This is a genomic window from Erwinia persicina, assembly GCF_019844095.1.
Taxonomy (GTDB): Bacteria; Pseudomonadota; Gammaproteobacteria; order Enterobacterales; family Enterobacteriaceae; genus Erwinia; species Erwinia persicina.
Window position 1 is genome coordinate 3,413,349 of the sequence record NZ_CP082141.1, and the last position, 21,507, is coordinate 3,434,855.

The following is a 21,507-nucleotide window of genomic DNA, read 5'->3' on the forward strand; positions in this document are numbered from 1 at the left end:
ACAAATCGATGGCTACATGTCCAGACGTCTATAAGGCGAAATGCGGGATAGTTAATATTGGCAGAGGATAATCATTGCAGACGATAGGTTGGGGGGAACTGCGCTCAGAAAGAAACAGGGTAAGGCAGATTGCCGGTGGCGGGATGCCACCGGCGGGAGTGCATTAATGGAGACCTGATAAATTGCCCAACAGGATCGCGGTGATCACCCCCGTCGCGGCGGCAATCAGCACGTAGTTGCCATCAACATAGGCCCAGTGCGCGCCGTGGGGCGGTTCATACAGCCCGCGATCGCGCCAGTCATCCACGCGATAATCGTCTCCACGGAAGCGTTCCGGGGCCGGGTGTCCGCGACGGAAGTCATGCCCGTTCCAGGCAAAATGATCGCGCTCCTGCGGGCCACCGTGACGGCGATCGTCACGATCGTCATGACGGTCAGCGTGACCGCGGTGATCCTGTCCGCGATCCTGCTGCCACTGGGGATCAGGACCGCGACCCGGGCCATCGGCAAAGGAAAGAGTGGAAAAAAGAGTGCTTGCTGTGAAAAGGCTAATCAGTAAAGTCAGTGTTGTTTTTTTCATATTGGTATCCTCGGGTTGCTCACGGCCTGCTCACTGCCGCACAACAAATATCGGGGATACTGCAACACTTCCCTATCTCACGAACTCCTAAAACCCACCGGTTAGCGCTTTTTTTTCACCATCTTAACGCAATCCTTACCCTGCCCGCTGAGCCCGCCCGGTCAGGCTTAGTTTTCCAGCTGGTAGTCGAGGGTGATCTCAGCACTGAGCAGTTTTGACACCGGGCAACCGGCTTTCGCCTGCTGAATGATGGTATCAAACGCGGCTTTCTCAATGCCCGGAAGTTTCACCTTACTTTGCAGGGCCACTTTGGTGATGGCAAATCCGCCATCTACCTTATCCAGTGACACATCGGCAGTGGTATCAATGCTTTCCGCCGTATGGCCGGCATCGCCCAGCATCAGCGAGAGCGCCATGGAGAAACAGGCAGCATGCGCCGCCCCAATCAGTTCTTCCGGGTTGGTACCGGCTTTGCCTTCAAAGCGCGTGTTAAAACCATAAGGCTGCTGGCTGAGTGCCCCACTCTCGGTTGAGATGGTGCCTTTACCCTGCTTGATATTGCCTTCCCAGTGCGCCTGTCCTTTCTTATGAATGGTCATTGTTTATCCTCCGGTTATTTAACATCAGCTACCAGTATAGACACCGTGCCAGAGACTGCGGAGAAATCGCTAACTTGCAGAATATTCCAGGCTGACAGACACTGTCAGTCCCCCTGTCAGGAGAAGACCATGTTTAAACCAGATGATTTTGTACAGTCCAAAACCGGCGGCCCCAAAATGCAGGTGCTGCGCGTCGATGGCTCAACATTGTATTGCGCCAGGGTGAATGATGCGGAGAAAAAAGAGGTCGCGGTAGCCGCTGATTCGGTCAATCTTTATCATGAAGAGGGCGATTTCGGCGTCTGCTGAGATCGTTCATTAATCAAAAGGGGCGACCGTGACAAGGTCGCCCGCTGATGAATAGCCGGAACAATTACCCGCGGCGTATCGCGGGGTAAACCGCATCTGTTTTCAAAAGAGCGTGCAATAAAATAACCGGTACGGGCTATTTCTTCAGACTCTCCCTCACCTCTTTCACCTGTCCTGCGCTCACCGCATCCGCCTTGTTACTCCAGCCCTGACGAATAAAGGTCGCCAGCTGCGCCACCTCCTCATCGCTCAGACGGCTGGCGAAGCCCGGCATCACCAATGTGGACGGCGCTTTAGCCGTAGAGGGCTGCTGCGCCCCGGCGAGAATGGTGTGGATCAGGCCAGTCGGATCACCGGCATTAACGAGTGTGCCCTGGTCCAGCTCCGGGAAGATACGCGGCGCGCCCTTTCCGGTGACGAAGTGGCAGGCCCCACAGTTATCCAGATAGAGACGCTCGCCGGTGGTCAGGTTTTTTGCCGCCGTCAGCTTCGCTTCGGTGGCACTCACCGTCCGGTCTGAGGACGGCACCGCCGGCTGGCCGCCGGTAAACTTCAGGTAAGCCGCGATTGCTTTCAAATCCGCTTCCGTCATCCACGACGTGCTGTGCTCAATCACCGAGGTCATCTCCCCGCCTACCGCGGCTTTGTCATTACGCCCGGTAGCCAGATAATCCACGGTTTCCTGTTCGGTCCATTTTGGCAGGCCCCGCAGCGACGGAACTTCCCAGCCATTCAGATTGCCGCCGGAGAGGAACGTGCTGTCGCTGCTGTCGAGTGCTTTCTCATTCATACCGATACCGCGCGGCGTGTGGCAACTGCCACAGTGGCCCAGGCTTTCCACCAGGTAAGCCCCGCGATTCACCTCTGCCGTAGCACCACCAATCGGCTGGAACGGCTTATCACTGGCAAAAGCCCAGTTCCAGAAACGCATACCCCAGCGCTGGCTGAACGGGAAACTGAGATCCGTTTCCGGTGGCTGTTCGGCGCTGGGCTTTACGCCCTGCATAAAATAGGCGTACAGCGCATGCATATCCGCATCGGAGATTTTAGCGTAATCCGGGTACGGCATGGCCGGATACAGGCGGGTACCATCCGGCAGCACGCCTTTACGCACCGCATCGGAGAACTGCTGCTCGGTATAGTCACCGATACCGTGCTGTTTATCCGGGGTAATATTTGTGGAGTAAATCGTGCCCAGACTGGATTCGATCGCCAGCCCACCGGAGAATGCCGGTTTACCCGGCACCGTATGGCAGGCACCGCAGTCGCCCAGGCGCGAAATATATTCCCCCTGCTTCACCAGGCTGTCGTCAGCCTGTGCTGACGCAGCAAACGCCCCCGCCAGCAGCACGGCGTTGGCAACCAGCAACCGTTTAAATTTCATCATCGTCATCTCCTTATGCCTGCACCATCGGGCCGGGGTTTTTCAGGTAGATCTCTTTGATCGCCTGCGCGGCCATCAGGGTAATGGCACCGATGGTATCGGTCGGGTTCGCCTGGAAGTTCTGCGGGAAGGCGTTGCCGCCCGGCACAAAGACGTTATGCACATCCCAGCTTTGCAGATATTTATTCAGCGCTGAGGTCTGCGGATTGTCCCCCATCACCGCGCCACCGACGTTGTGGGTTGACACGTATTTGGTCAGGTCAAAGTGGGCATCCATGGGCAGGAAACTTTCACTGTAACTGTCCGGATTCAGCTCTTTGGTAATATCGCTGACGATGCCTTTCAGGTGTTGCTGTAATTTCAGTTCGTTCTGTTTCCAGTCGAAAGTCATGCGCAGCAGCGGGTAGCCATAGTCATCGGTGTAGTTCGGATCAAGATCGAGATAAATATCACGATACGACATGCAGGTGGTGGTAATGCTGATCTTCATTGAATGGCCGTACCACTCTTCCATCCCCTCTTTCCAGCCCGTTCCCCAGGCAGGGGTGCCTTTCGGCAGCGCGGTGCTGATCGGCGTCCCGGTGGCCTGTGAACTGTGGATCTTGGCACCACCAATAAAGCCCAGCCCCGGGCCGTCAAAGTTGCCCGGCGAGATATCGTTAAACATCTGTCCGGTCGCCCCGGCGGTAGCAAACGGGTTAAAGTTTTTATCTTTAAAGAACAGCGTGGCGCCACCGTTGCTGAGGAAAGCGTAGTTGCGGCCAATCACCCCGTCTTCCGTGATCGGGTTATAGGGCTTACCAATGCCAGACAGCAGCATCAGGCGCACGTTGCAGAACTGGAAGCTGCTCAGAATGACGATTTTCGCCGGCTGGAAGCACTCGTTGCCATCTTTGTCGATGTAGATAACCCCTTTCGCGGTTTTCTTATCCTCGTGCAGCACCACTTTCATCACGTTGGCGTGGACTTCATAGGAGAAGTTATCCATCCGCTTCAGGGCATCCATAACCGCCGTCTGTGGTGAGGCTTTGGAATAATTCAGGCAGGGATACTTACTGCAGTAGCCGCAGTAGTTGCAGGGGGCAATCTGGTTGCCGTACGGGTTAGTCCAGGCACGGGATACACAGGCTGACGGGTTAGGGAACGGGTGATAACCCAGCTTTTTCGCCGCCTTTACAAACATCGTATTATTCAGCGTATCGTCCAGCGGAGGCAGCGGGAACGGATTCGCGCGCGGCCCCTCAAACGGATCGCCACCTTCGAGGATCTGGCCGCGCAGGTTGCCGGTCAGGCCGGACTGCCCGCAGATCATCTCAAACTTCTCGTAATAGGGTTCGATCTCTTCCCAACTGAACGGGAAGTCCATAATGCGCATGTCGTCCTGCAGCACACCCGGGCCGTAGGCCTGGTCAGCGTAAGTTTTCAGCTTGAGATCGGTTGGCGTTGGACGGATCAGCACCGCCGTCCAGTGCAGTCCGGAACCGCCCACACCGTTACCCGGGCAGAATGCACCCCATTTACGGGTCGGCAGTGCGGTCTGGCTCATGTTGTAACGCACGGTCACCGCCGCTTCGGCCGGGGTGGCCATCACTTTGTTACGCACCGCATAGGCATATTCATCCGCCGGTTTCGGGTAGGCGAACTCTTCGTAACCCCGATCGGCACCGCGCTCCAGCGCGCGGACTTTCAGCCCGGCCATCGCCAGCTCAATACTCATCAGCGAGCCAGCCCATCCCAGGCCGACAACAACAACGTCGACTTCTTCTTTATTAATTTGTGACATATTTAACCCTATCAACCCTTATCGTTCGCGTGCAGGCGTCTTAGCGGCAGCGCGAAGTCGTGGGGTGTCATTGACAAAAAAACGGACAGACACTCAGCAAACTCAGGCGCGTTCGCCCTTAATGCTGACCGGGCCTAAGGGATACGGGATGTTGTGCTGTTTCACCCATTCCAGATAGCTGGCCCGTGCGCCGGGGAAGCCAATGGCGATCCAGGCTTTCATCCCTTTATTGCCGCCGTACATCGGGTCAGAGAGATAGCCATGTTTGGCATCGGAAAGCAGACCGCTGAAGAACTGGGAGGCTTTCAGGTCAGGCTCACCGAGGTCGGCGAAGTGGATATCGTTTTTTTGCAGCTGGGTCAGGACGCTGTCTTTATCCTGCTGGTTAAGCTGATGGAAAGGCTTCTGATGGTGCTGCAGGCACCACTGATGAGTCAGTTTGATGCCGGTCTTGTAGATTTGCTGCGGACGGAAGGGGATCTGGTAACCCATGGTGGCCGGTGCCTGGGGATTAAACGGCCCTTTCATATAGATCTCATCACCCAGATCGGTATGCATCTGCTGGTCGATAAAAATCGGCACATTCGTTTCCAGTGCCCCCGGAGCTTTGCCTTTCCCTCCGGCGGGGATCAGGCTGTCACAAGCGGCCAGAATAAACTGCCATTCATCACTGCTGAAGAAGATCGGCTGGTAGTCTGCCAGTTCCGGGGCGGCCATTTCGGCAGCCTGGGCGGCAGTCAGTCCCTTAAAGACCATCTCACCCAACGGCAATGCCAACAGCGACCCGAGTAAGAACTTACGGCGGGTGGTTTCTTTTTGAAGGAGCATTTTTACGACTCTCACACACTCAGAAAATGGCATCCGCGCAGCGGATGTCATTAAGGTTAAAGAACTGTTTTTATCTGTTTACATTGCCGCAATCTTAACCATACAAAGATGTCAAAATGTAAAAATTGAAGTATTAATATTTAAAGTTAAGATCAGGTGTTTCCCCTAACATTTCATAACAATGCCATCATGAACTGCAGGGATTAAAGTGGCGCATTTAGCGGAAATTTTATCCAGACGGAATGCAGGTCGCGTGCAATACGGGCATAATTAAATTGCAAAAAATATAATCACGCATGGTAATAAAGTTAAAGAATTCTTGTTTAAGGATGAGCGAATGACAGGATTTCAGCCTTGACCTTTCATGCTCATGTCAGGGAAAAGCTGCTTTTACTGGCAGCGATCTGTCCCGATCCCATTTCACGCAAAATATCCCCTGCAGGCATTCAGTAGCATCGAGAGCTTCAACAGGTCATTTTGTGAGATGCCGATGCCAGGTATATTTGATGAATTCCCCCGCTATATTATTCAGCCGTTTTCTATTCTCGTGTCCTCTCAGGAAAAGCAGGAGATTACAGGTTATTTTTCTTTCCCGTATGAATTTAGTGGCTTCGAGGGGCATTTTCCCGGTAATCCGTTATTACCCGGGGTTGTGCAAATCTCGCTGGCTCGCTTCACCGCCATTCAGGGGGGCAGCGACGTCATTCAGCACATTAAGCGCTGTAAATTTATTTGTTCCATAAAACCGCAAGAAAAAATAACGGTAAAGGTACACCAGTCAGGCAGTCATCATTTCCAGGCTGAGGTTAGCGCAAATAATCAGATCTGTTCCCTTTTAACATTTTCATTGCAGCCGCAAAGGAACAAGCATGAAGCGTTATCCCTGGTTTAAAAACAAGCCGTGCCTTGATGGTTCGCCCTGTCCTTATCCGCTGGAATTTGCGGTAGAGCGCGTTAGCCGTTTTGAAGAAGTAGACTCGATTCATGTGGTCTGGCATGGGCATTATGCCAGCTATTTTGAGGATGCTCGTGTCGCGCTGGGCGAACACTTTGGCATAGGATACTCCACGCTGTGTCGTGAACGCACCCCCGCGCCGGTCAAACAGATGTTCGTGGACTATCATTCACCGCTGGCTTTCGCTGAACGCTGCCGGATCATTGCCCGACTGCACTGGTGTGAAGCAGCACGCATGAATATGTCTTATCAGATATTCAGCGTACCGCACCATAAAATGGTGGCTCGTGGCTACACCGTACAGATGTTTACGCTGCCAGGCGGGATGTATTTCGTCGAACAACCCGCCTTTTATGCCGCATTTTGCCAGCGCTGGAAGAGTGGATTATTGCAGACCTTATCAGCCGGTAAATAACCCCCCGTTAACGCCAATCACCTGCCCGGTGATGTAACTGGCATCATCAGACGCCAGGAAACTGACGACAGAAGCCACCTCTTCGGGCTGCCCGGTGCGACGCAGCGGGATGCTGGCAACAAGGTTATCCATCGGTAGCCCGGCGATCATTTCTGTTGCGATAAATCCCGGGGTCACCGCATTGACCAGAATATTGCGCCGCCCCAGTTCGACGGCAAGTGAACGGGTGGCACCGATAAGCCCGGCCTTCGCTGCCGAGTAGTTCACCTGGCCGGCAACACCCGTCTCTCCAGAGGTGGAAGCAATAGTGATGATGCGCCCGCGTTTTTTCCGCAGCATCGCCGCCACAATCGGTGAGGTGACGTTAAAGAAACCGCCCAGATGAACAGCCAGTACTCGCTGCCAGTCTTCTTCCGGCATCATAGCCAGCAGGCTGTCTCTGGCAAAACCTGCATTATTTACCAGCACAGAAGGCACCTGACCCTGTTCGATTAACGGTACCAGCACCTCCTGACACTGGGCGTGATCGGCGACATCGAACGGTAACAGCAGACACTGCCCCCCTGCCGCCTGAATATCGGCCTGAACATGTTCGGCGGCAGCACGATCGCAGAGATAATTCACCCACAGTATAAAACCTTCGCTCGCCAGCCGGCGCGCTATTGCTGCACCAATCCCTTTACTGGCGCCGGTGACCAGTGCTATTTCCCCGTCCCGGACCGGTAATATTGCACGCCTCTCCATTCTCTTATCTCCTTTTATTAAACCACGACGATAAACTACCTTAAATTATTCATTTTAATGATCGCATTGATAAACAATTACACTATTTCATAAGAAACAACACACCTGTTTCAACAGGTAAATCCACCTGATAAAAACAGAAATAAAATAAGCACCCACAATCAAAAATAAAAACTAATAACAGTAAATGCAAAAAGATCCTAAGAAAAATAAAATAAACCCAACCCTTTATTTATCACAAATAAAAATCACTGACGGATTATCATCCCAGCAAACAGACAAGGCTCCCCAAAAAAATAATCAACAGATGCCACATATAAGACGTTGACGGCATCAAAACGTGAAATAAATAAATTAAGGGTCATTATGTTACATCGGGTTGCAATTACAGGTTTAGGTATTATCTCCAGTATCGGTACATCAACGGAGGAAGTGACCGACGCCTTATTTAAAGGGCGTTCCGGCATTATTAACGATCCGCTGCGCACAGAAATGGGCTTTCTCTCTTCCCTGACCTCAGCCATCAGGGAGTTTACCTGGCAGCATCCGCTCAGTAGAAAACAACGGAAGTCTTTGCCTCTCTTTGCCGAATGGGCGGCCGAGGCGGCAATGTGTGCCCTGGCCGATTCAGGCCTGGCGCTTCAGGATATTCACAACGATCGCACTGGCTTAATTTTTGGCTGTGATTCCAGCACGTTAGCCGCTATTGAGCAGACCGACCGTCTCAGGGAGACGCTCAGCACCACCAGACTTGGCAGCGGGCTGGTATTCCGTTCGATGACCTCCACCATCACCATGAACCTTAACGCAATTTTAGGCACCCAGGGCGCCAGCTGGACCATTAGCGGAGCATGCGCCAGTAGCGGGCATGCAATAGGTCAGGCCGCGGATATGATCATGCTGGGACGTCAGGATCGCGTCATATGTGGCGGAGCACAGGAAATTAACTGGCAATCCATGTGTAGCTTTGACGGGCTTGGTGCCTTTTCCACGCGTATGGCCACCCCTCAGGCGGCCAGCCGTCCCTTTGCCAAAAGCCGTGACGGGCTGGTGCCGGGCGGAGGGGCCGCTGCGCTGGTACTGGAGCGTTATGATCTCGCCCGTAAGCGCAATGCGCCGATCTGGGGGGAAGTCCTCGGTTACGGTTTCTCCTCAGACGGTGAAAATATTGTCGCCCCCAGCCCCACCGGCCTGGGTCGTGCCATGAGTATGGCGCTGAACAACGCCCGCCTGCAGCCACGTGACATCTCCTATATTTGCGCACACGCCACCTCGACGCCGGTGGGAGACAGCATGGAAGCCGCTAATATTCTTCATATTTTCGGACCGAAAGGGGTTCCGGTGTCCTCGACTAAATCCATGACCGGGCATGAGCTGTGGATGAGTGGTGCCGCACAGGTCGTATACAGTTGCCTGATGGCCAGCCAGGGGTTTATGGCAGCAAATATCAACTTTGACGGGCCGGATGAAGCCTCAGAGCAGCTGGATGTGATTACCGAAACGCGCCAGCAGCCTGTCCACCATGCACTGTGCAACGCTGCCGGGTTTGGCGGCACCAATGCCAGTCTGGTGATAGGTTTCTGACCATGAAAAAGACTCAACCTACCGCTGTGGTGATTGGTGCGGGTGCTTCCGGCATGGCTTCTGCACTCCTGCTGGCCATGCATGGTTATCAGGTTTCGTTAGTGGAACGCGCCCGGCAGGTGGGTGTAACGATGCGCGGTTTTCTGAAGAGCCGCGTCTATTTTGACAGCGGCGTTCACTTCGTCGGAGAGCTGTCAGCAGACGGTATTCTGAGCGCTTACCTGCGTTATCTTGGGTTACAGCACCTGCAATGTGTCGACTTTGATCAGAATCACTTTGAAACCGTGCGCTTTTCTGATGGCCGCCAGTATTTTCTGCCAGTGGGATTTGATGCCATGGTCGCCGGCATGTGCGCTGATTTTCCGGCAGAAAAGGCCGGTATCTGTGGCTATATGGCGGAAGTCCGGCGCGCCTACAATACCTCGTCATTTCACTCACTGCAGGGTTCGCTCACTCACCAGCCCAACAATAATCCACAGTGGCATGTCTCGCTGAAAGATTTCATTGCCGGTTTTACGCAAAATCATTACCTGCAAACCATTCTGGCAGTGCCCTGTCTGTATCATGGCGTGAGTCCGGATAGTGTCTCTTTTCTGCAACATGCCCGCGTCGCCGGCAGCCATTTTAACGGGGTACGTACCTTCTCCCGGGGCGGATCCTCGCTGGTACAAGCCTTTGAACAACGGATGAAAGAGGAGAACGTGACGCTGCACTGCGGCCACAGCGTCAGGAAAATACACTGCCGTCCTGATGGCGCACTGTGTCACGTTGAGTTAAGTAACGGTGAGTCAATCGCCAGCTCAGCAGTAATCTATACCGGACATCCGCATTATCTGCCTGATATTTTACCGGAAAATGCGCTACGCCCGGCAGCCTGCCATCGCCTGAATAACTTATACGACGGGATATCTGCGCACCTGTTGTACCTGAGTGGCGATCGCCAACAGCCACCGCCCCTGCTGGACAAAAAAAACCTGCTTTACTGCCGTCACGACCGTCCATTTGAACAGGCATTTATGCCGCAGCATCGCGGGGATGAGGGGCCGTTCTATGTGATGCCGGGTCCGTCGGTGCTCAACCGCAGCAGAGCGCATCAGACCGCGGATTATGTGGCGGTCATTCCCTGTGGTGACAGTGAATATCGTTCCTTCTACGGTACCGGCGAAGGCAAACGCCCGGCAGCCTATCGGGCGCTTAAAAAACGTCGTCTGTCTGAGCTGACCCGGTCACTGCGTCAGGCCCTGCCTGAACTCGATTCGCTGCGCGTGATCGACGGTGCCACACCTGTAACCCTGCAGAAATATCTGCATACCCCCCATACCGGTATGTATGGGGCTGCACATGATATGACGCAGTTTAATCCGTCACCTACCACACGTCTGCCGGGGTTGTATCTTGCCGGACAAGCGGTAACCGGACCGGGGGTGCTCGGTGCTGTCATTTCCTCTTTCCTGGCCTGTGGATACCTGCTTGGGCATCAGAACCTGCTCCGTGGCGTGAGTTTATGCCGTTAGCGAGCCCGGCAAGCCACCGGTTATCGCCACGCCGGCGAAGCACGTCAATACGCATTACGTATGAGATAACACCCAATCCAGCATCACTATGAGGAATACTTAAATGGATAAAGCGCTACTGAAAGAAAAAATCAATCAGGTCCTGATTGAGGATTTTGAACTGGAAAAAAGTGATCTGATCCCGGAGGCCAGGCTGTATGAAGACCTCGGAATGGACAGCCTGGATGCGGTAGATATGGTGGTCAGTTTTGAGAAGATGTTCGCCATTAAAATCGGTAAAAATACCGAACTGGTGACGATTCAAACCCTGGGTGAATTGCAGAATTTCATTCTCAGAACCATTGAAGCACAGGCGGCCTGAGTGGCCCCGACAAGCGAGACAAGCAGTATGAAATTTCCCCTGCCTGCCAGAGAGGTAGTCCCGCATCGTGGAGGGATGTGCTGTATTGATACCCTGCTGGATGCAACCTCACAGAAGGTCATCGCCTGCGTCACGCTGCATCCGCAGCACCGGTTGCTGAATAACAACACCACTCTCGACCGCAGCGGATTTATTGAACTGGCCGCTCAGGCGGCCTGTGGTCTGAAAGGCATAGCCGGTGAGGAACAAACCAATGTCACTGCGCTACTTGGCGGCGTCAGTCACTTTCAGGTGTTTGAAGACGCTACGGTGAATCAGACACTGATGATTTACGTCTCCATCAGCGGGGAGATCGCAGGCATCAGCCTGCTGAATTTCCATATCGACTGCAATGAATGCCTGTTGGCCAGCGGCGAACTGAAAGTCTTCTATCAGGCAGAAAAACCAGGGGGGCAGGTCACGCCATGAACAACGCGATTTTTCATCAGGGAAGCAGCATTGCCGTTCTGCTGATCCACGGTCTGACCGGGACACCAAAAGAGATGGACTCAGTCGCACTGCGTTTACGTCGTTATGGCTTTACGGTTTCAATTCCTCTACTGCCGGGTCACTGTCACGATATCCATGCACTCCTCAGCAGCGATCGACACCAGTGGATGGCCGCCATCGCTGCTGAGTATCAGCGACTGAGAGCAGAAGGATATCAGGTATTTGCTGGCGGGCTTTCGGTTGGTGCGGCAATGGCTATTTTACTGGCTCACCAGTTTCACGACCTGCGCGGGCTGGCGCTCTACGCTATCACGCTGAAATGTAACGGCTGGGCGGTTTCATCGTTCTCTTTCATGCTGCCCGTGCTGCTGTCGATTCCGCTGTTTCGCAACCACTATCACTTCAGGGAGGCGTTTCCCTATGGGATTAAAAACGAGGAATTGCGCGAGCGAATTCTGCTCAAACTGGAGAGCGGCGACAGTTCAGCCGCCGGGCACACCAATACCCCCGGCGTCATATTACGCGAACTGCTGCGTATTGCCGGCGCAGCCAAAAAAGTGATGCCACAGGTAAAAGTACCCGCGCTGCTGGTCCACGGCCGTGAGGACGACCTGTCGGATATCAGCAACTCTCACTATGTACAGCGTCATTATGCCGGTGAAACCGTTTTGCTACAGCTGGAGCAGAGTTACCATCTGGTCACTGTCGATCAGGAGCGTCATCAGGTCGCCGATGCCACCGCTCGCTTCTTTCATCGGCAGTTGAATAAAGCGGAGCGCAACGCACTGGCAAAGTGTGCCCGAAAAAGCATTCCACCAGATAACCACTAGCCCGAGTTCCGCACAATAAGCTGAAAACCAAGGTCAACGACCGGCTCCTGCGGGCGCTGGCCTTCAATTTTATCCGCCAGCAGGGTGGCTGCGTCCTCCCCCATTTTTACCCGATCAATCGCTATCGTGGTGATCGACGGCCGGTTCGCTGCCGCGAAGGCAAGGTCACCAAAACCAATGACCGCCAGCTTCGCGGGGACGGGAAGCCCGCACGCCTCCGCTTCCATGATCACCCCCTGCGCCAGGGTATCTGAGCTGCAGAGAATGGCGTCAAACCGTTCACCCCGGGCCAGCAACTGGCGCATGCCCTGCCGGCCGGCATCAAGTGAGGTGGGTACCGGCGCATTGACGCCGCGTATGCGGCAACCCGGCTGGCCCTGCATCACATCAGAGAGCCCTTTACGCCGCTGCAGCGCACGCCGATCGCCCGCCCAAACCAGTCCAAGATTGAGATAGCCTTTTTGCAGGCAGTAGTGTCCCAGTTGCGTGCCGATCTTCTCATGAGAGAAGCCCACCAGCATATCCAGTGGCGTCGGCGTCAGATCCCAGATCTCTACGACCGGCAGGCCAGTGTTCAGAATAGTTTTTCTCAACTCGGGGCTGTGGTGAATACCGGTCAGCACCATGCCATCGGGACGTCGCGAAAGAATAGTGGCCACGATGGAGGCCTCGTTATCAGAGGAGTAGCCGGTGACGCACAGCAACATGTGATAGCCGCGCTGCGCCAGGCGATCGCTGATAGCCTGTACCGTATCGACAAACATGCTGTTATTAATCTGCGGCACCACCACCGCGATCAGACGGCTGCGCTTTGAAGCCAGTCCCCCCGCCAGCATATTGGGAATGTAGCCCGTCGCCTGAATGGCCTCCATCACCCGGGCCACTGTCGCCGGCCGCACCACCTGCGGCTTGTTAATCGCCCGGCTGACGGTCATCGGAGAGAACCCGGCTACGCGCGCAACATCCTCCAGCGTGGGATTTTTACTGACAGCCGCCTCACGTCCCTCATCACAATTTTGCATCTGCTCCCCCGACGGCTAAAATGTTTGCGCTATCATTTTGGCATAAAACCCTGCGGTGAAACAGGGATCGGTGGCCGTGTCGGGCAGCACGAGGAATATGGTACACTCAGCGGCGCACGGAAAGCTGGCTTCCCGCTTTCCCTTACCCCACTGAGTGTGAAATGCGATGAATAAAAGAGCGATTGCCCCTACCCTGATTTTTATTGCCGCGATGGCCTTTCTGGTGTGGTTTATTGCCTCTGGCGCGGCGATGCCGGGTAGCTGAGATCAGGACGCGGAGGGATCAAAAGCGACCTGTGAGCCGTCCGGCCGGTCGCGCATCTGCACGGCAAACAGCGCACGGGTGCGCATGCCATCCACACTGCGCACCGCGTGAAGGTTATCCGGCACAAATTCCCCGCCCAGAATAAACGGGATTTTCGGCAGCAGACGGTAACCCGCAGGCAGTGCACCGTGCTGATCCTGCCAGTCCTGCGCCAGCGGATAACCGGTTAATACGGAATAGTCTTCCAGAATCAGGGCACTCCAGTGCTCAAGGCTTTCGGCCATCCAGCTAAACTCGCCGGTTTCCGGTTCGAAGCTGAACACGCCGCCCTGCCGCAGGCAGAACTGCACGCCAAAGATATCTTCTGCAAAGAAAAGCGCGTCACGCGCCAGATCCTGGAAAGCCTCTATCCACAGCTCAGGCTGGTTCCACTGCTGCAGGCCGGGTTCATTTTCCACCGCCTGCCACGGGAAAATATGCAGGGCAGAGACAAAACCATAGCAGCCGTTTTTCACGGCCAGCAGCTGGCGAAGTTCTTCGACCAGCGCGGGATCTGCCGTCGTAATGATGGGCATATCCTGCGGGGCGGCGGCAGCCAGGCTGTCACTACAGAGGGAAAGAAGTTTTTCAGTTGAGGTGGTCATCATACGGCCCTGGGATATTGACGGTTAACGGGGATAAGTCGCTAAGGTTAACATCAACAACAGGCCTGGGGAAAACGCTCGACGGGTTTAGTTTTGTGCTGTGGTCGCGGGACGACAAACCATCTGGGCTTTACAGAAAATGCAGTTGGCACCATGGGGATTTTTAGCGGTGATACTGAATGGCGAAAAGCGGAACTGGCAGCCGTGACAAGACGGGCACTGATATTTAATGTTTTGAATAATAGACCTACATATTTTTATTTTAAGAGAAAATTTGGTAATGAGCCTTCAAGTTAACACAGTTTTTACATTCCGTCTGTTTTATCTTCGCGATGCAGAAAATCCTGATACAGCGTACTTAAGGCCCCCCCTGCGAAAAACTGTTGTCTGATCCACTGCGTCACCTGACCGCTGGCCGGTTCGCGGGTGACCAGCAGCAGCCTGGAGGCCGGTCGGGGATTTCTGACCTGTCGCGTCACCAGCGCCTCGCCCGCTTCCCTGACAAGGTAGTCCGGCAGAAAACCGATCCCCTCTCCCAGAATCTGGCACTGACATTTCGTCTGGAAGTCCGGCACCAGAATGACCTCCTGCCCGTGGAGCAGCCAGCCAATACGCTGATTCAGGGTCAGGGCCGTGTCCGCCACCATAATATTGGTAAAGCGTCTCAGCGCGTTTTCGCCTATCGGCTGCGGCAGGGCCGCCAGCGGATGGTCAGGCGCAATAGCGAACTGCCAGTGTATGCCCCCTATGTCGGTGCACGTAATCCCCCCGCCCTCCGGCGGGCTGTCCGGTGCGCCGATGGCGATGGTCGCCTGGTGATGGATAAAAGCATCCCAGACGCCGTTGTAAACCTCATGAGTGACGGTGACCTGACAGGTGGGAAAGGCCTTTTTTAACAGCTGTAACAGGCGCGCAGTGTGACGGGGCGTAAACAGCAGATGATTGATGCAGATGCGCACCCGCGACTCTACACCCAGGGCAATGGCATCCACCCCCTGTTTTATTGCGCGGAAATCGTCCAGCAGCGCCAGTGCCTTTTGATGAAAATAGTGACCAGACTCCGTCAGCTCAACGCGGCGGGCATGGCGCAAAAATAACGCAACCGCCAGTCCGGTCTCCATACGCTTAATCGCGTAGCTGATGGCAGAAGTGGTCACGCCCAGCTCAAGCGCGGCCTGACTGAAGCTATGGCAGCGCGCCACCGTCGTAAATACCTGCAAATTCTCTTCGTTAAATATCGAGTTCACGCGGCGTTTCCTCCTTCACTCTGTGTTGATTATTATTCAACAATAACCCGACTTAGCGTGAATTATTTTTAAACGGATATCTCCGGGTTTTACAGGCTGTTATTGTCTTTCGATGGATTATCACTCGTCTGTCAGGGAAAATTTATGCCATCTGCTCACACTGAATCCTCTTCTGCTGCCCGCGCGCTGCAGGAACGCTTTCTTGATGCCGCCCGTCAGGGTGACCTGGATGCCCTGCAGGCATGCCATGCGCAGGGCGTCGACCTCAACACCACGACCGTGCAGCGCACCAGCGCGATAACGCTGGCAGCACAGCTTCAGCACTATGACTGTGTGGCCTGGCTAATGCGCGCCGGGGCAGATATCAATCAACAGGATAATACCTGTCTGAACCCGTTTCTTATCGCCTGCCTGAATAACGACCTGAGGCTGCTACGGCTGCTGCTGCCGGCGTCACCCGATTTGAACCGCCTGACCCGTTTTGGCGGCGTCGGCCTGACGCCTGCCAGTGAGAAAGGCCACGTGCCCATCGTCCGTGAACTGCTGGCCCACACCGCGATCAACGTGAATCACACCAATTTTCTCGGCTGGACACCGCTGCTCGAGGCCATCGTGCTTAACGACGGAGGCCGTGACCAGCAGGCGATTGTTCAGCTGTTGCTGGATAACGGTGCCAGCCCGCATCTGACCGATAAATACGGAAAAACCCCGTTACAGCTGGCGCGTTCGCTCGGCTATGACGCGATTGCCACACAGCTTATTCAGGCAGGAGCCCACGATGACTAATTCCGACCCGCAACGTCGTACCTTTCTCAGCCACGGCAGCAAACTGCTCGGTGCCTGCGTCCTGCTGGGCGCTGGCAGCCCGCTTGCCCTTGCTGCAGGCAATCCCTCTCCTGTCAGACAGGAAAAGACCCTGTCGACCCTCAGCGCCCGCCATTACTACCTGAATAATGTGCTGCTGGAGACCGGCTTTGACTATCAGGACGGGGTCGCCGTTGCGACGCGGACGGCACTGTACTGCCTGGAGATTAACGACGGCAAAATCGTCGCCCTGCGTGCCAGCAACCAGCGGCCGGATGCCAGCCTGCCGCACGCTGACGCGGGGGGAAAACTGCTGCTGCCCGCGATGCGGGATATGCATATTCATCTGGATAAGACTTTCTATGGTGGCCCATGGCGCGTGCAGTCCCGCCCGGCAGGCACCACCATTAAGCAGATGATCGCGCTGGAACATCAGCTCCTGCCTGAGCTGGCACCGCATACCCGGGAACGGGCCAATAAGCTGATCGACCTTGTGCAGTCGAAAGGCTCCAGCGTGGCACGCAGCCACTGCAATATTGAACCCGTTTCCGGCCTGAAGAATCTGGAAAACCTGATGGCCGTGCTGGAGCAGCGCCGCAGCGGCTTCAGTTGTGAGATCGTCGCCTTTCCGCAGCACGGGCTGTTGCTGTCAAAATCTGAACCGCTGATGCGTGAAGCCATGCAGGCGGGTGCCCACTACGTCGGCGGGCTCGATCCCACCAGCGTGGACGGCAATATGGAAAAATCCCTCGATACGATGTTCCAGATTGCCGTTGACTATAACAAGGGCGTGGATATCCATCTGCATGAAACCACTCCGGCGGGCGTCGCCGCCATCCGCTATATGATTGACCGGGTGGAGCAGACTCCGCAGTTGAAGGGAAAACTGACCATCAGCCACGCGTTTGCGCTGGCCACGCTCACTCCGCAGCAGGTGGAAGAAACTGCGCAGCGCATGGCGGCACAGCAAATCAGCATTGCCTCGACGGTGCCGATTGGCACGCTGCATATGCCCCTGAAACAGCTTCAGGATAACGGCGTTATGGTGATGACCGGCACCGACAGCGTCATTGACCACTGGTCGCCGTATGGGCTCGGCGATATGCTGGAAAAAGCCAATCTGTACGCCCAGCTGTATGTGCGTCCGGGAGAACTTCCGCTGTCGCGGGCACTGGCCATTGCCACCGGCAACCGTCTGCCGCTCAACGACCGGGGGGAGCGCGTGTGGCCCATGGAGCAGGATGAAGCCAGCTTCGTGCTGGTTGACGCCTCCTGCTCGGCAGAGGCCGTGGCGCGTATCTCGCCGCGCACCGCCACCTTCCATCGCGGAAATCTGGTCTGGGGGACGCTGAACAGGGTGTAATCCGCTGACAGACAAAAGTTTACACGAGTAACCATTGTCAAACGCGACTGTCTGGTTAAGATAGTCGCACTTAACAAATGGGGCGGGTGATGACAACTCGGCAACGCAAAGCAACGGGCTTCCTGATCCTCGCCTGTCTGGTCATACTGATTTGTATGGCACAGCGCGTGGCGAGCCTGCACGCCCTGCCCCCGCAATCCGTGGCGGCCAGCCTCAGCGTTGCCCCTCCGGACAGCAACGAAAGTGCCCCGCTGACGCCCTGTGAGATAAGCGCCAAAACCCTGCTGGTGGTGCCCCCTCTGCTGTTCGACGGTGCCGTCCCTGCGCCCGATATCCTGCTGGCGGTATTAGCGCTACTGTGCGCCCTGCCATTCAGGTTTCCCCCGGTACGCGCCCGCCGCGCACCGCTGCTACGCATCCATCTGATCAACTGCAATTTCCGCGAATGACAGACCGCTTCCCCCGGTTCTGACTTTTTCATTTACGGAGAAATACTATGTTTACGCTTATCAGGAGCGTTGTCCTCCTGCTGCTTTTTTGGCTGCCCGGGCTTCAAGCGGCCGACAGCGGCTGGCTGCAAAACCCTCAAAATCGTCACGCGGAGGTGCGCCTGCGTGCCGACGCCTCACAACCCGACCGTACCCGACTTCTGCTGGATATTCGCCTGCAGGACGGCTGGAAAACCTACTGGCGTTCACCGGGTGAAGGAGGCATTGCTCCCGCCATTCGCTGGCAGGATGGCATCACGGGCGCACGCTGGTTCTGGCCCGTTCCACAGCGCTTTGACGTCGCGGGGATCAGCACTCAGGGCTATCATCAGCAGGTATCACTGCCGATTGAACTGCCTGCCCCGGCCCCCGCTCACCTTGCCGGGACGCTGACACTATCGACCTGCAGTAACGTCTGCATCCTCACGGATTACCCCTTCAGCCTGCAGATGTCGGCGTCCGCAGACCCGGCATTCGACCATGACTATGCCCGGGCCATGGGCACAGTGCCGATTGAACACGGCCTGACGGATCGTATTACCGCCAGTTACCGGCAGGGTGAATTGCAGATTGTGGCCGACCGTCAGGATGGCTGGCAGCAGCCGGCGATGTTCCTTGACGGACTTGCCGGAAGCAGTTTCGGCGAGCCACGTTTTACTCTGAACGGATCTCAGCTGGTCGCCCACGTGCCGGTCAGCGATGAGTGGGGGGAGAGTGCACCGGACCTCAAGGGTAAAACCCTGTCGCTGGTGCTGGCAGACGGCGGTCTGGCGCAGCAAATCAGCCTGCCGGTGGCAGCAAATACCACGCCACCTGCCGCGACCCTGCCGCTGTGGCAGATGCTGTTGATGGCGCTGGCCGGGGGCTTTATTCTCAACCTGATGCCCTGCGTGCTGCCGGTGCTGGGCATGAAGCTGGGCAGTATTATCAGCGCCCCTCAGCGCGACCGCCGCAGCGTGCGGCTACAGTTCCTCGCCTCCAGCGCCGGCATTGTCGCCTCATTCATGGTGCTGGCCCTGCTGATGACGGCGCTGCGCCTGACGGATCGTGCCCTTGGCTGGGGCATCCAGTTCCAGAACCCGTGGTTTATCGGCTTTATGGTGCTGGTGACACTGCTGTTCAGCGCCAGTCTGTTCGGACTGCTGCATCTTCGCCTGCCTTCAACACTCAATACCCGCCTGGCAACCCACGCCGGGCACGGTCTGAGCGGACATTTCTGGCAGGGCGCCTTTGCCACTCTGCTGGCCACGCCCTGCTCTGCCCCGTTTCTTGGCACCGCGGTGGCTTTCGCACTGGCCGCCTCCCTGCCACTGCTGTGGGTGATGTTTGTTGCGCTTGGCATTGGCATGAGCCTGCCCTGGCTGCTGATCGCGGCCTGGCCTGCACTGGCACTGAAGTTACCGCGCCCCGGCCGCTGGATGAACGTGCTGCGCATCCTGCTGGGCTTACTGATGCTGGCGTCCTGTTTCTGGCTGGTTAGCCTGCTGGTCAACCATATTGGTGCTATCGCCACGCTGACTGTGGCAGCCGTTATCATGCTGATACTGCTGGTCACCCTGATAAAACAGTGTGGTATCAAACTGGCGGCGATGGTCACCGCGCTCCTGCTGGCGTGTGCGGGCGGCGTGCTGCTGACCGGTGTCATCAGTACCACACCGGGTAAAAAAGCATTGCAGGATCGCGTTAACTGGCAACCCTTGTCAGAACAGGCCATCCGCCAGGCGCTGGACGCCAATAAGCGGGTATTTATTGACGTTACTGCCGACTGGTGTGTGACCTGTAAAGCCAACAAATACAACGTACTGCTGCGGGAAGATGTGCAGCAGGCCCTGATGGCTGAAGACGTGGTAGCACTGCGCGGTGACTGGAGCCGGCCTTCCGAGTCCATCACTCGCTTTCTGCAACAGCGCGGCAGCGTTGCCGTGCCGTTTAATCAAATTTATGGACCGGGAATTCCTCAGGGCGTGGTGCTTTCACCGCTGCTTGACCGTCCCACCCTGCTGAAAACCCTGAATGATGCCAAAGGAAATGAACCATGAAAAAATCCCTGATCGCCCTGCTACTGGTTGCCACTCCGCTGTGGGCTGCTGCCCCCTTTACCCCGGAACAGGAGGCACGTATTCAGCAGTTGATCCGCGAAACGCTGGTGGAAAATCCGCAGATCCTGGCGGAAGCCGCCGATGCTTACGATAAACAGGCGCAGAAGCAGCAGGCAGACGTCACCGGCCAGGTCATCGCGCAGAACCACGCCGCACTGTATGAGGATGCCGGTTCGCCCCGCCTGGGAGCAAAAGACGCGAAGCTGACACTGGTCGCGTTTACTGATTACAACTGCCCGTACTGTAAGCAGTTCGATTTACTGCTGGAAAAGATCGTGCAACAGTACCCGGACGTCGCCGTGGTGATTAAACCCCTGCCTTACCGTTCAGAAAGCTCGCTCACCGCCGCCCGTGAGGTACTGACGCTGTGGCGGCAGCAGCCGGATCGCTGGCTGGCACTTCATCAGCGCCTGATGGCGAAAAAAGGCTACCACGATGACGCCAGTATCAAAGCGGCGGAACAGAAGCTGAACATCACTCTCGCACAGCCGGACAGACAGAGCCTGGAAACGGTCAACACCAATCTTAAACTGGCGCAGCACCTTGGCATCGAGGGTACACCGGCCACACTGATTGGCAACCGCCTGCTGCCTGGCGCGGTCTCCTATGAGCAACTGGAAAGCCTGGTGAAACAGCAGCTGGCGCAGACGCCATGAGCCGTATGAAGCGCTGGACGCGCGATCTGCTGGTACTGTTCCTGTTGATGGCGGGGGTAATGTGGGTGATGGATCAGTGGCGTGGCCCCCGTGCCCCTGTGGCTTTTGCTGACCAGCCACTCCATACCCTCGACGGGCAGGAGGTCACGCTGAACACCCTGAGTCAGGATCGCCCTTTGCTGGTCTATTTCTGGGCCAGCTGGTGCGGTATCTGTCGCTTTACCACCCCGGTGGTCGCAGAGATGGCCCGGGAGGGTAGCAACGTGATCGGTATTGCGCTGCGCTCCGGAGATAATGAAAACGTGCAGCGCTATTTGCAGGTCAAGCAGTATCAGATGCCACTGGTTAACGATCCGGAAGGCCGGCTGTCGGCTCACTGGCAGGTCAGCGTCACCCCGACGCTGGTGATCATTGATAAAGGCCAGGTGGTGAGCACCACCACCGGCTTTACCAGCGGCTGGGGGATGAAGCTCAGGCTGTGGTGGGCTGGCCGCTAATCCTCATGGCGGAGGGAAAGGCCCCCTCCGCCCCACCAGGCACCGGG

The 21,507-nt window shown here is 56.0% G+C and carries 25 protein-coding genes; 15 read left to right on the forward strand and 10 right to left on the reverse strand.

The features are described from left to right. Window positions 1–163 precede the first annotated feature (163 nt). Entirely contained in the window at window positions 164–580 is a 417-nt protein-coding gene (locus K6L24_RS15685; protein WP_062745216.1) for an RcnB family protein, read from the reverse strand. 167 nt (window positions 581–747) lie between these two features. Further along, window positions 748–1,179, reverse strand: coding sequence for an OsmC family protein (locus tag K6L24_RS15690; protein ID WP_062745214.1), 432 nt, complete (start codon window positions 1,177–1,179; stop codon window positions 748–750). Window positions 1,180–1,308: 129 nt separating this feature from the next. Here K6L24_RS15690 and K6L24_RS15695 point away from each other — a divergent pair, with 129 nt between their 5' ends. Continuing rightward, entirely contained in the window at window positions 1,309–1,488 is a 180-nt protein-coding gene (locus K6L24_RS15695; protein WP_062745212.1) for a hypothetical protein, read from the forward strand. Window positions 1,489–1,624: 136 nt separating this feature from the next. Here K6L24_RS15695 and K6L24_RS15700 read toward each other — a convergent pair whose 3' ends face one another. The 3 genes from K6L24_RS15700 to K6L24_RS15710 all read right to left on the reverse strand — a co-directional run bounded on the left by K6L24_RS15700 (window position 1,625) and on the right by K6L24_RS15710 (window position 5,483). Then, entirely contained in the window at window positions 1,625–2,881 is a 1,257-nt protein-coding gene (locus K6L24_RS15700) for a c-type cytochrome (RefSeq protein WP_413453365.1), read from the reverse strand. Between the two features lie 4 nt (window positions 2,882–2,885). After that, entirely contained in the window at window positions 2,886–4,655 is a 1,770-nt protein-coding gene (locus tag K6L24_RS15705; RefSeq protein WP_118664488.1) for a GMC family oxidoreductase, read from the reverse strand. A gap of 102 nt (window positions 4,656–4,757) precedes the next feature. After that, complete coding sequence (locus K6L24_RS15710; protein ID WP_062745205.1) at window positions 4,758–5,483, reverse strand: gluconate 2-dehydrogenase subunit 3 family protein; 726 nt, start codon at window positions 5,481–5,483, stop codon at window positions 4,758–4,760. 490 nt (window positions 5,484–5,973) lie between these two features. On the opposite strand from K6L24_RS15710, the gene K6L24_RS15715 reads away from it, so the two are divergent. Continuing rightward, window positions 5,974–6,375, forward strand: a complete 402-nt coding sequence (locus K6L24_RS15715; protein ID WP_137268675.1) for an ApeI family dehydratase — start codon at window positions 5,974–5,976, stop codon at window positions 6,373–6,375. Further along, window positions 6,353–6,853, forward strand: coding sequence for an acyl-CoA thioesterase (locus K6L24_RS15720; protein ID WP_137268676.1), 501 nt, complete (start codon window positions 6,353–6,355; stop codon window positions 6,851–6,853). The genes K6L24_RS15715 and K6L24_RS15720 overlap by 23 nt, the downstream gene beginning before the upstream one ends. Here K6L24_RS15720 and fabG read toward each other — a convergent pair. Continuing rightward, a complete protein-coding gene (gene fabG, locus K6L24_RS15725) occupies window positions 6,839–7,597 on the reverse strand; it encodes a 3-oxoacyl-ACP reductase FabG (RefSeq protein WP_187510016.1) in 759 nt (252 codons plus the stop codon). The two genes, K6L24_RS15720 and fabG, sit on opposite strands and share 15 nt — an antisense overlap. A 366-nt stretch (window positions 7,598–7,963) precedes the next feature. Here fabG and K6L24_RS15730 point away from each other — a divergent pair, with 366 nt between their 5' ends. The 5 genes from K6L24_RS15730 (at window position 7,964) to K6L24_RS15750 (ending at window position 12,375) form a co-directional block, all read left to right on the forward strand. Further along, complete coding sequence (locus tag K6L24_RS15730; RefSeq protein WP_062745197.1) at window positions 7,964–9,181, forward strand: beta-ketoacyl-[acyl-carrier-protein] synthase family protein; 1,218 nt, start codon at window positions 7,964–7,966, stop codon at window positions 9,179–9,181. Window positions 9,182–9,183: 2 nt separating this feature from the next. After that, window positions 9,184–10,695, forward strand: a complete 1,512-nt coding sequence (locus K6L24_RS15735) for a phytoene desaturase family protein (protein WP_137268678.1) — start codon at window positions 9,184–9,186, stop codon at window positions 10,693–10,695. A gap of 103 nt (window positions 10,696–10,798) precedes the next feature. Beyond that, window positions 10,799–11,056: a phosphopantetheine-binding protein gene (locus K6L24_RS15740; protein WP_062745192.1), complete on the forward strand. Its 258-nt coding sequence runs from the start codon at window positions 10,799–10,801 to the stop codon at window positions 11,054–11,056. 27 nt (window positions 11,057–11,083) lie between these two features. Beyond that, window positions 11,084–11,524 (forward strand): ApeP family dehydratase, encoded by a 441-nt coding sequence (locus K6L24_RS15745; protein ID WP_222681638.1) that lies wholly within the window; start codon window positions 11,084–11,086, stop codon window positions 11,522–11,524. Continuing rightward, a complete protein-coding gene (locus K6L24_RS15750; RefSeq protein WP_161975946.1) occupies window positions 11,521–12,375 on the forward strand; it encodes an alpha/beta hydrolase in 855 nt (284 codons plus the stop codon). Before K6L24_RS15745 ends, K6L24_RS15750 begins: the two co-directional genes overlap by 4 nt. Here K6L24_RS15750 and K6L24_RS15755 read toward each other — a convergent pair. Further along, a complete protein-coding gene (locus tag K6L24_RS15755) occupies window positions 12,372–13,397 on the reverse strand; it encodes a LacI family DNA-binding transcriptional regulator (protein ID WP_062745186.1) in 1,026 nt (341 codons plus the stop codon). The genes K6L24_RS15750 and K6L24_RS15755 overlap by 4 nt on opposite strands. A 166-nt stretch (window positions 13,398–13,563) precedes the next feature. Between K6L24_RS15755 and K6L24_RS15760 the strand changes: the two genes are divergently transcribed. Next, entirely contained in the window at window positions 13,564–13,662 is a 99-nt protein-coding gene (locus K6L24_RS15760) for a YoaK family small membrane protein (protein WP_137268681.1), read from the forward strand. A gap of 2 nt (window positions 13,663–13,664) precedes the next feature. Here the strand turns inward: K6L24_RS15760 and K6L24_RS15765 are convergent, their stop codons facing one another. The 3 genes from K6L24_RS15765 to K6L24_RS15770 form a co-directional block, all read right to left on the reverse strand. Further along, entirely contained in the window at window positions 13,665–14,306 is a 642-nt protein-coding gene (locus K6L24_RS15765) for an SMI1/KNR4 family protein (RefSeq protein ID WP_062745183.1), read from the reverse strand. 87 nt (window positions 14,307–14,393) lie between these two features. Continuing rightward, window positions 14,394–14,588, reverse strand: coding sequence for a cold shock small protein YmcF (ymcF, locus tag K6L24_RS22485; RefSeq protein WP_420897370.1), 195 nt, complete (start codon window positions 14,586–14,588; stop codon window positions 14,394–14,396). A gap of 23 nt (window positions 14,589–14,611) precedes the next feature. Next, window positions 14,612–15,553: a LysR substrate-binding domain-containing protein gene (locus K6L24_RS15770; RefSeq protein WP_222681639.1), complete on the reverse strand. Its 942-nt coding sequence runs from the start codon at window positions 15,551–15,553 to the stop codon at window positions 14,612–14,614. A 144-nt stretch (window positions 15,554–15,697) separates the two neighbouring features. On the opposite strand from K6L24_RS15770, the gene K6L24_RS15775 reads away from it, so the two are divergent. The 6 genes from K6L24_RS15775 to K6L24_RS15800 all read left to right on the forward strand — a co-directional run bounded on the left by K6L24_RS15775 (window position 15,698) and on the right by K6L24_RS15800 (window position 21,460). Further along, the gene (locus tag K6L24_RS15775; protein WP_137268683.1) at window positions 15,698–16,339 is read left to right on the forward strand and encodes an ankyrin repeat domain-containing protein; all 642 of its coding nucleotides are present in this window, start codon (window positions 15,698–15,700) and stop codon (window positions 16,337–16,339) included. Next, the gene (locus K6L24_RS15780) at window positions 16,332–17,720 is read left to right on the forward strand and encodes an amidohydrolase family protein (RefSeq protein WP_137268684.1); all 1,389 of its coding nucleotides are present in this window, start codon (window positions 16,332–16,334) and stop codon (window positions 17,718–17,720) included. The genes K6L24_RS15775 and K6L24_RS15780 overlap by 8 nt, the downstream gene beginning before the upstream one ends. 89 nt (window positions 17,721–17,809) lie before the next feature. Beyond that, the gene (locus tag K6L24_RS15785; protein WP_062745171.1) at window positions 17,810–18,169 is read left to right on the forward strand and encodes a hypothetical protein; all 360 of its coding nucleotides are present in this window, start codon (window positions 17,810–17,812) and stop codon (window positions 18,167–18,169) included. Between the two features lie 47 nt (window positions 18,170–18,216). Next, window positions 18,217–20,247, forward strand: coding sequence for a protein-disulfide reductase DsbD family protein (locus K6L24_RS15790; RefSeq protein ID WP_222681640.1), 2,031 nt, complete (start codon window positions 18,217–18,219; stop codon window positions 20,245–20,247). Continuing rightward, a complete protein-coding gene (locus K6L24_RS15795; protein ID WP_062745169.1) occupies window positions 20,244–20,963 on the forward strand; it encodes a DsbA family protein in 720 nt (239 codons plus the stop codon). The genes K6L24_RS15790 and K6L24_RS15795 overlap by 4 nt, the downstream gene beginning before the upstream one ends. Further along, a complete protein-coding gene (locus K6L24_RS15800) occupies window positions 20,960–21,460 on the forward strand; it encodes a protein disulfide oxidoreductase (RefSeq protein ID WP_062745168.1) in 501 nt (166 codons plus the stop codon). The genes K6L24_RS15795 and K6L24_RS15800 overlap by 4 nt, the downstream gene beginning before the upstream one ends. Window positions 21,461–21,507 lie beyond the last annotated feature (47 nt).

Bases quoted from the DNA above. Each gene is read 5' to 3' on its own strand.
- K6L24_RS15720 (WP_137268676.1), top strand. From the start codon at position 6,353: ATGAAGCGTTATCCCTGGTTTAAAAACAAGCCGTGCCTTGATGGTTCG.
- K6L24_RS15800 (WP_062745168.1), top strand. From the start codon at position 20,960: ATGAGCCGTATGAAGCGCTGGACGCGCGATCTGCTGGTACTGTTCCTG.
- K6L24_RS15690 (WP_062745214.1), bottom strand. From the start codon at position 1,179: ATGACCATTCATAAGAAAGGACAGGCGCACTGGGAAGGCAATATCAAG.
- K6L24_RS15685 (WP_062745216.1), bottom strand. From the start codon at position 580: ATGAAAAAAACAACACTGACTTTACTGATTAGCCTTTTCACAGCAAGC.
- K6L24_RS15730 (WP_062745197.1), top strand. From the start codon at position 7,964: ATGTTACATCGGGTTGCAATTACAGGTTTAGGTATTATCTCCAGTATC.
- K6L24_RS15780 (WP_137268684.1), top strand. From the start codon at position 16,332: ATGACTAATTCCGACCCGCAACGTCGTACCTTTCTCAGCCACGGCAGC.
- K6L24_RS15695 (WP_062745212.1), top strand. From the start codon at position 1,309: ATGTTTAAACCAGATGATTTTGTACAGTCCAAAACCGGCGGCCCCAAA.
- fabG (WP_187510016.1), bottom strand. From the start codon at position 7,597: ATGGAGAGGCGTGCAATATTACCGGTCCGGGACGGGGAAATAGCACTG.
- K6L24_RS15765 (WP_062745183.1), bottom strand. From the start codon at position 14,306: ATGACCACCTCAACTGAAAAACTTCTTTCCCTCTGTAGTGACAGCCTG.
- K6L24_RS15715 (WP_137268675.1), top strand. From the start codon at position 5,974: ATGCCAGGTATATTTGATGAATTCCCCCGCTATATTATTCAGCCGTTT.
- K6L24_RS15745 (WP_222681638.1), top strand. From the start codon at position 11,084: ATGAAATTTCCCCTGCCTGCCAGAGAGGTAGTCCCGCATCGTGGAGGG.
- K6L24_RS15760 (WP_137268681.1), top strand. From the start codon at position 13,564: ATGAATAAAAGAGCGATTGCCCCTACCCTGATTTTTATTGCCGCGATG.
- K6L24_RS15795 (WP_062745169.1), top strand. From the start codon at position 20,244: ATGAAAAAATCCCTGATCGCCCTGCTACTGGTTGCCACTCCGCTGTGG.
- K6L24_RS15755 (WP_062745186.1), bottom strand. From the start codon at position 13,397: ATGCAAAATTGTGATGAGGGACGTGAGGCGGCTGTCAGTAAAAATCCC.
- K6L24_RS15790 (WP_222681640.1), top strand. From the start codon at position 18,217: ATGTTTACGCTTATCAGGAGCGTTGTCCTCCTGCTGCTTTTTTGGCTG.
- K6L24_RS15705 (WP_118664488.1), bottom strand. From the start codon at position 4,655: ATGTCACAAATTAATAAAGAAGAAGTCGACGTTGTTGTTGTCGGCCTG.
- K6L24_RS15700 (WP_413453365.1), bottom strand. From the start codon at position 2,881: ATGACGATGATGAAATTTAAACGGTTGCTGGTTGCCAACGCCGTGCTG.
- K6L24_RS15775 (WP_137268683.1), top strand. From the start codon at position 15,698: ATGCCATCTGCTCACACTGAATCCTCTTCTGCTGCCCGCGCGCTGCAG.
- K6L24_RS15785 (WP_062745171.1), top strand. From the start codon at position 17,810: ATGACAACTCGGCAACGCAAAGCAACGGGCTTCCTGATCCTCGCCTGT.
- K6L24_RS15740 (WP_062745192.1), top strand. From the start codon at position 10,799: ATGGATAAAGCGCTACTGAAAGAAAAAATCAATCAGGTCCTGATTGAG.
- K6L24_RS15750 (WP_161975946.1), top strand. From the start codon at position 11,521: ATGAACAACGCGATTTTTCATCAGGGAAGCAGCATTGCCGTTCTGCTG.
- K6L24_RS15735 (WP_137268678.1), top strand. From the start codon at position 9,184: ATGAAAAAGACTCAACCTACCGCTGTGGTGATTGGTGCGGGTGCTTCC.
- K6L24_RS15710 (WP_062745205.1), bottom strand. From the start codon at position 5,483: ATGCTCCTTCAAAAAGAAACCACCCGCCGTAAGTTCTTACTCGGGTCG.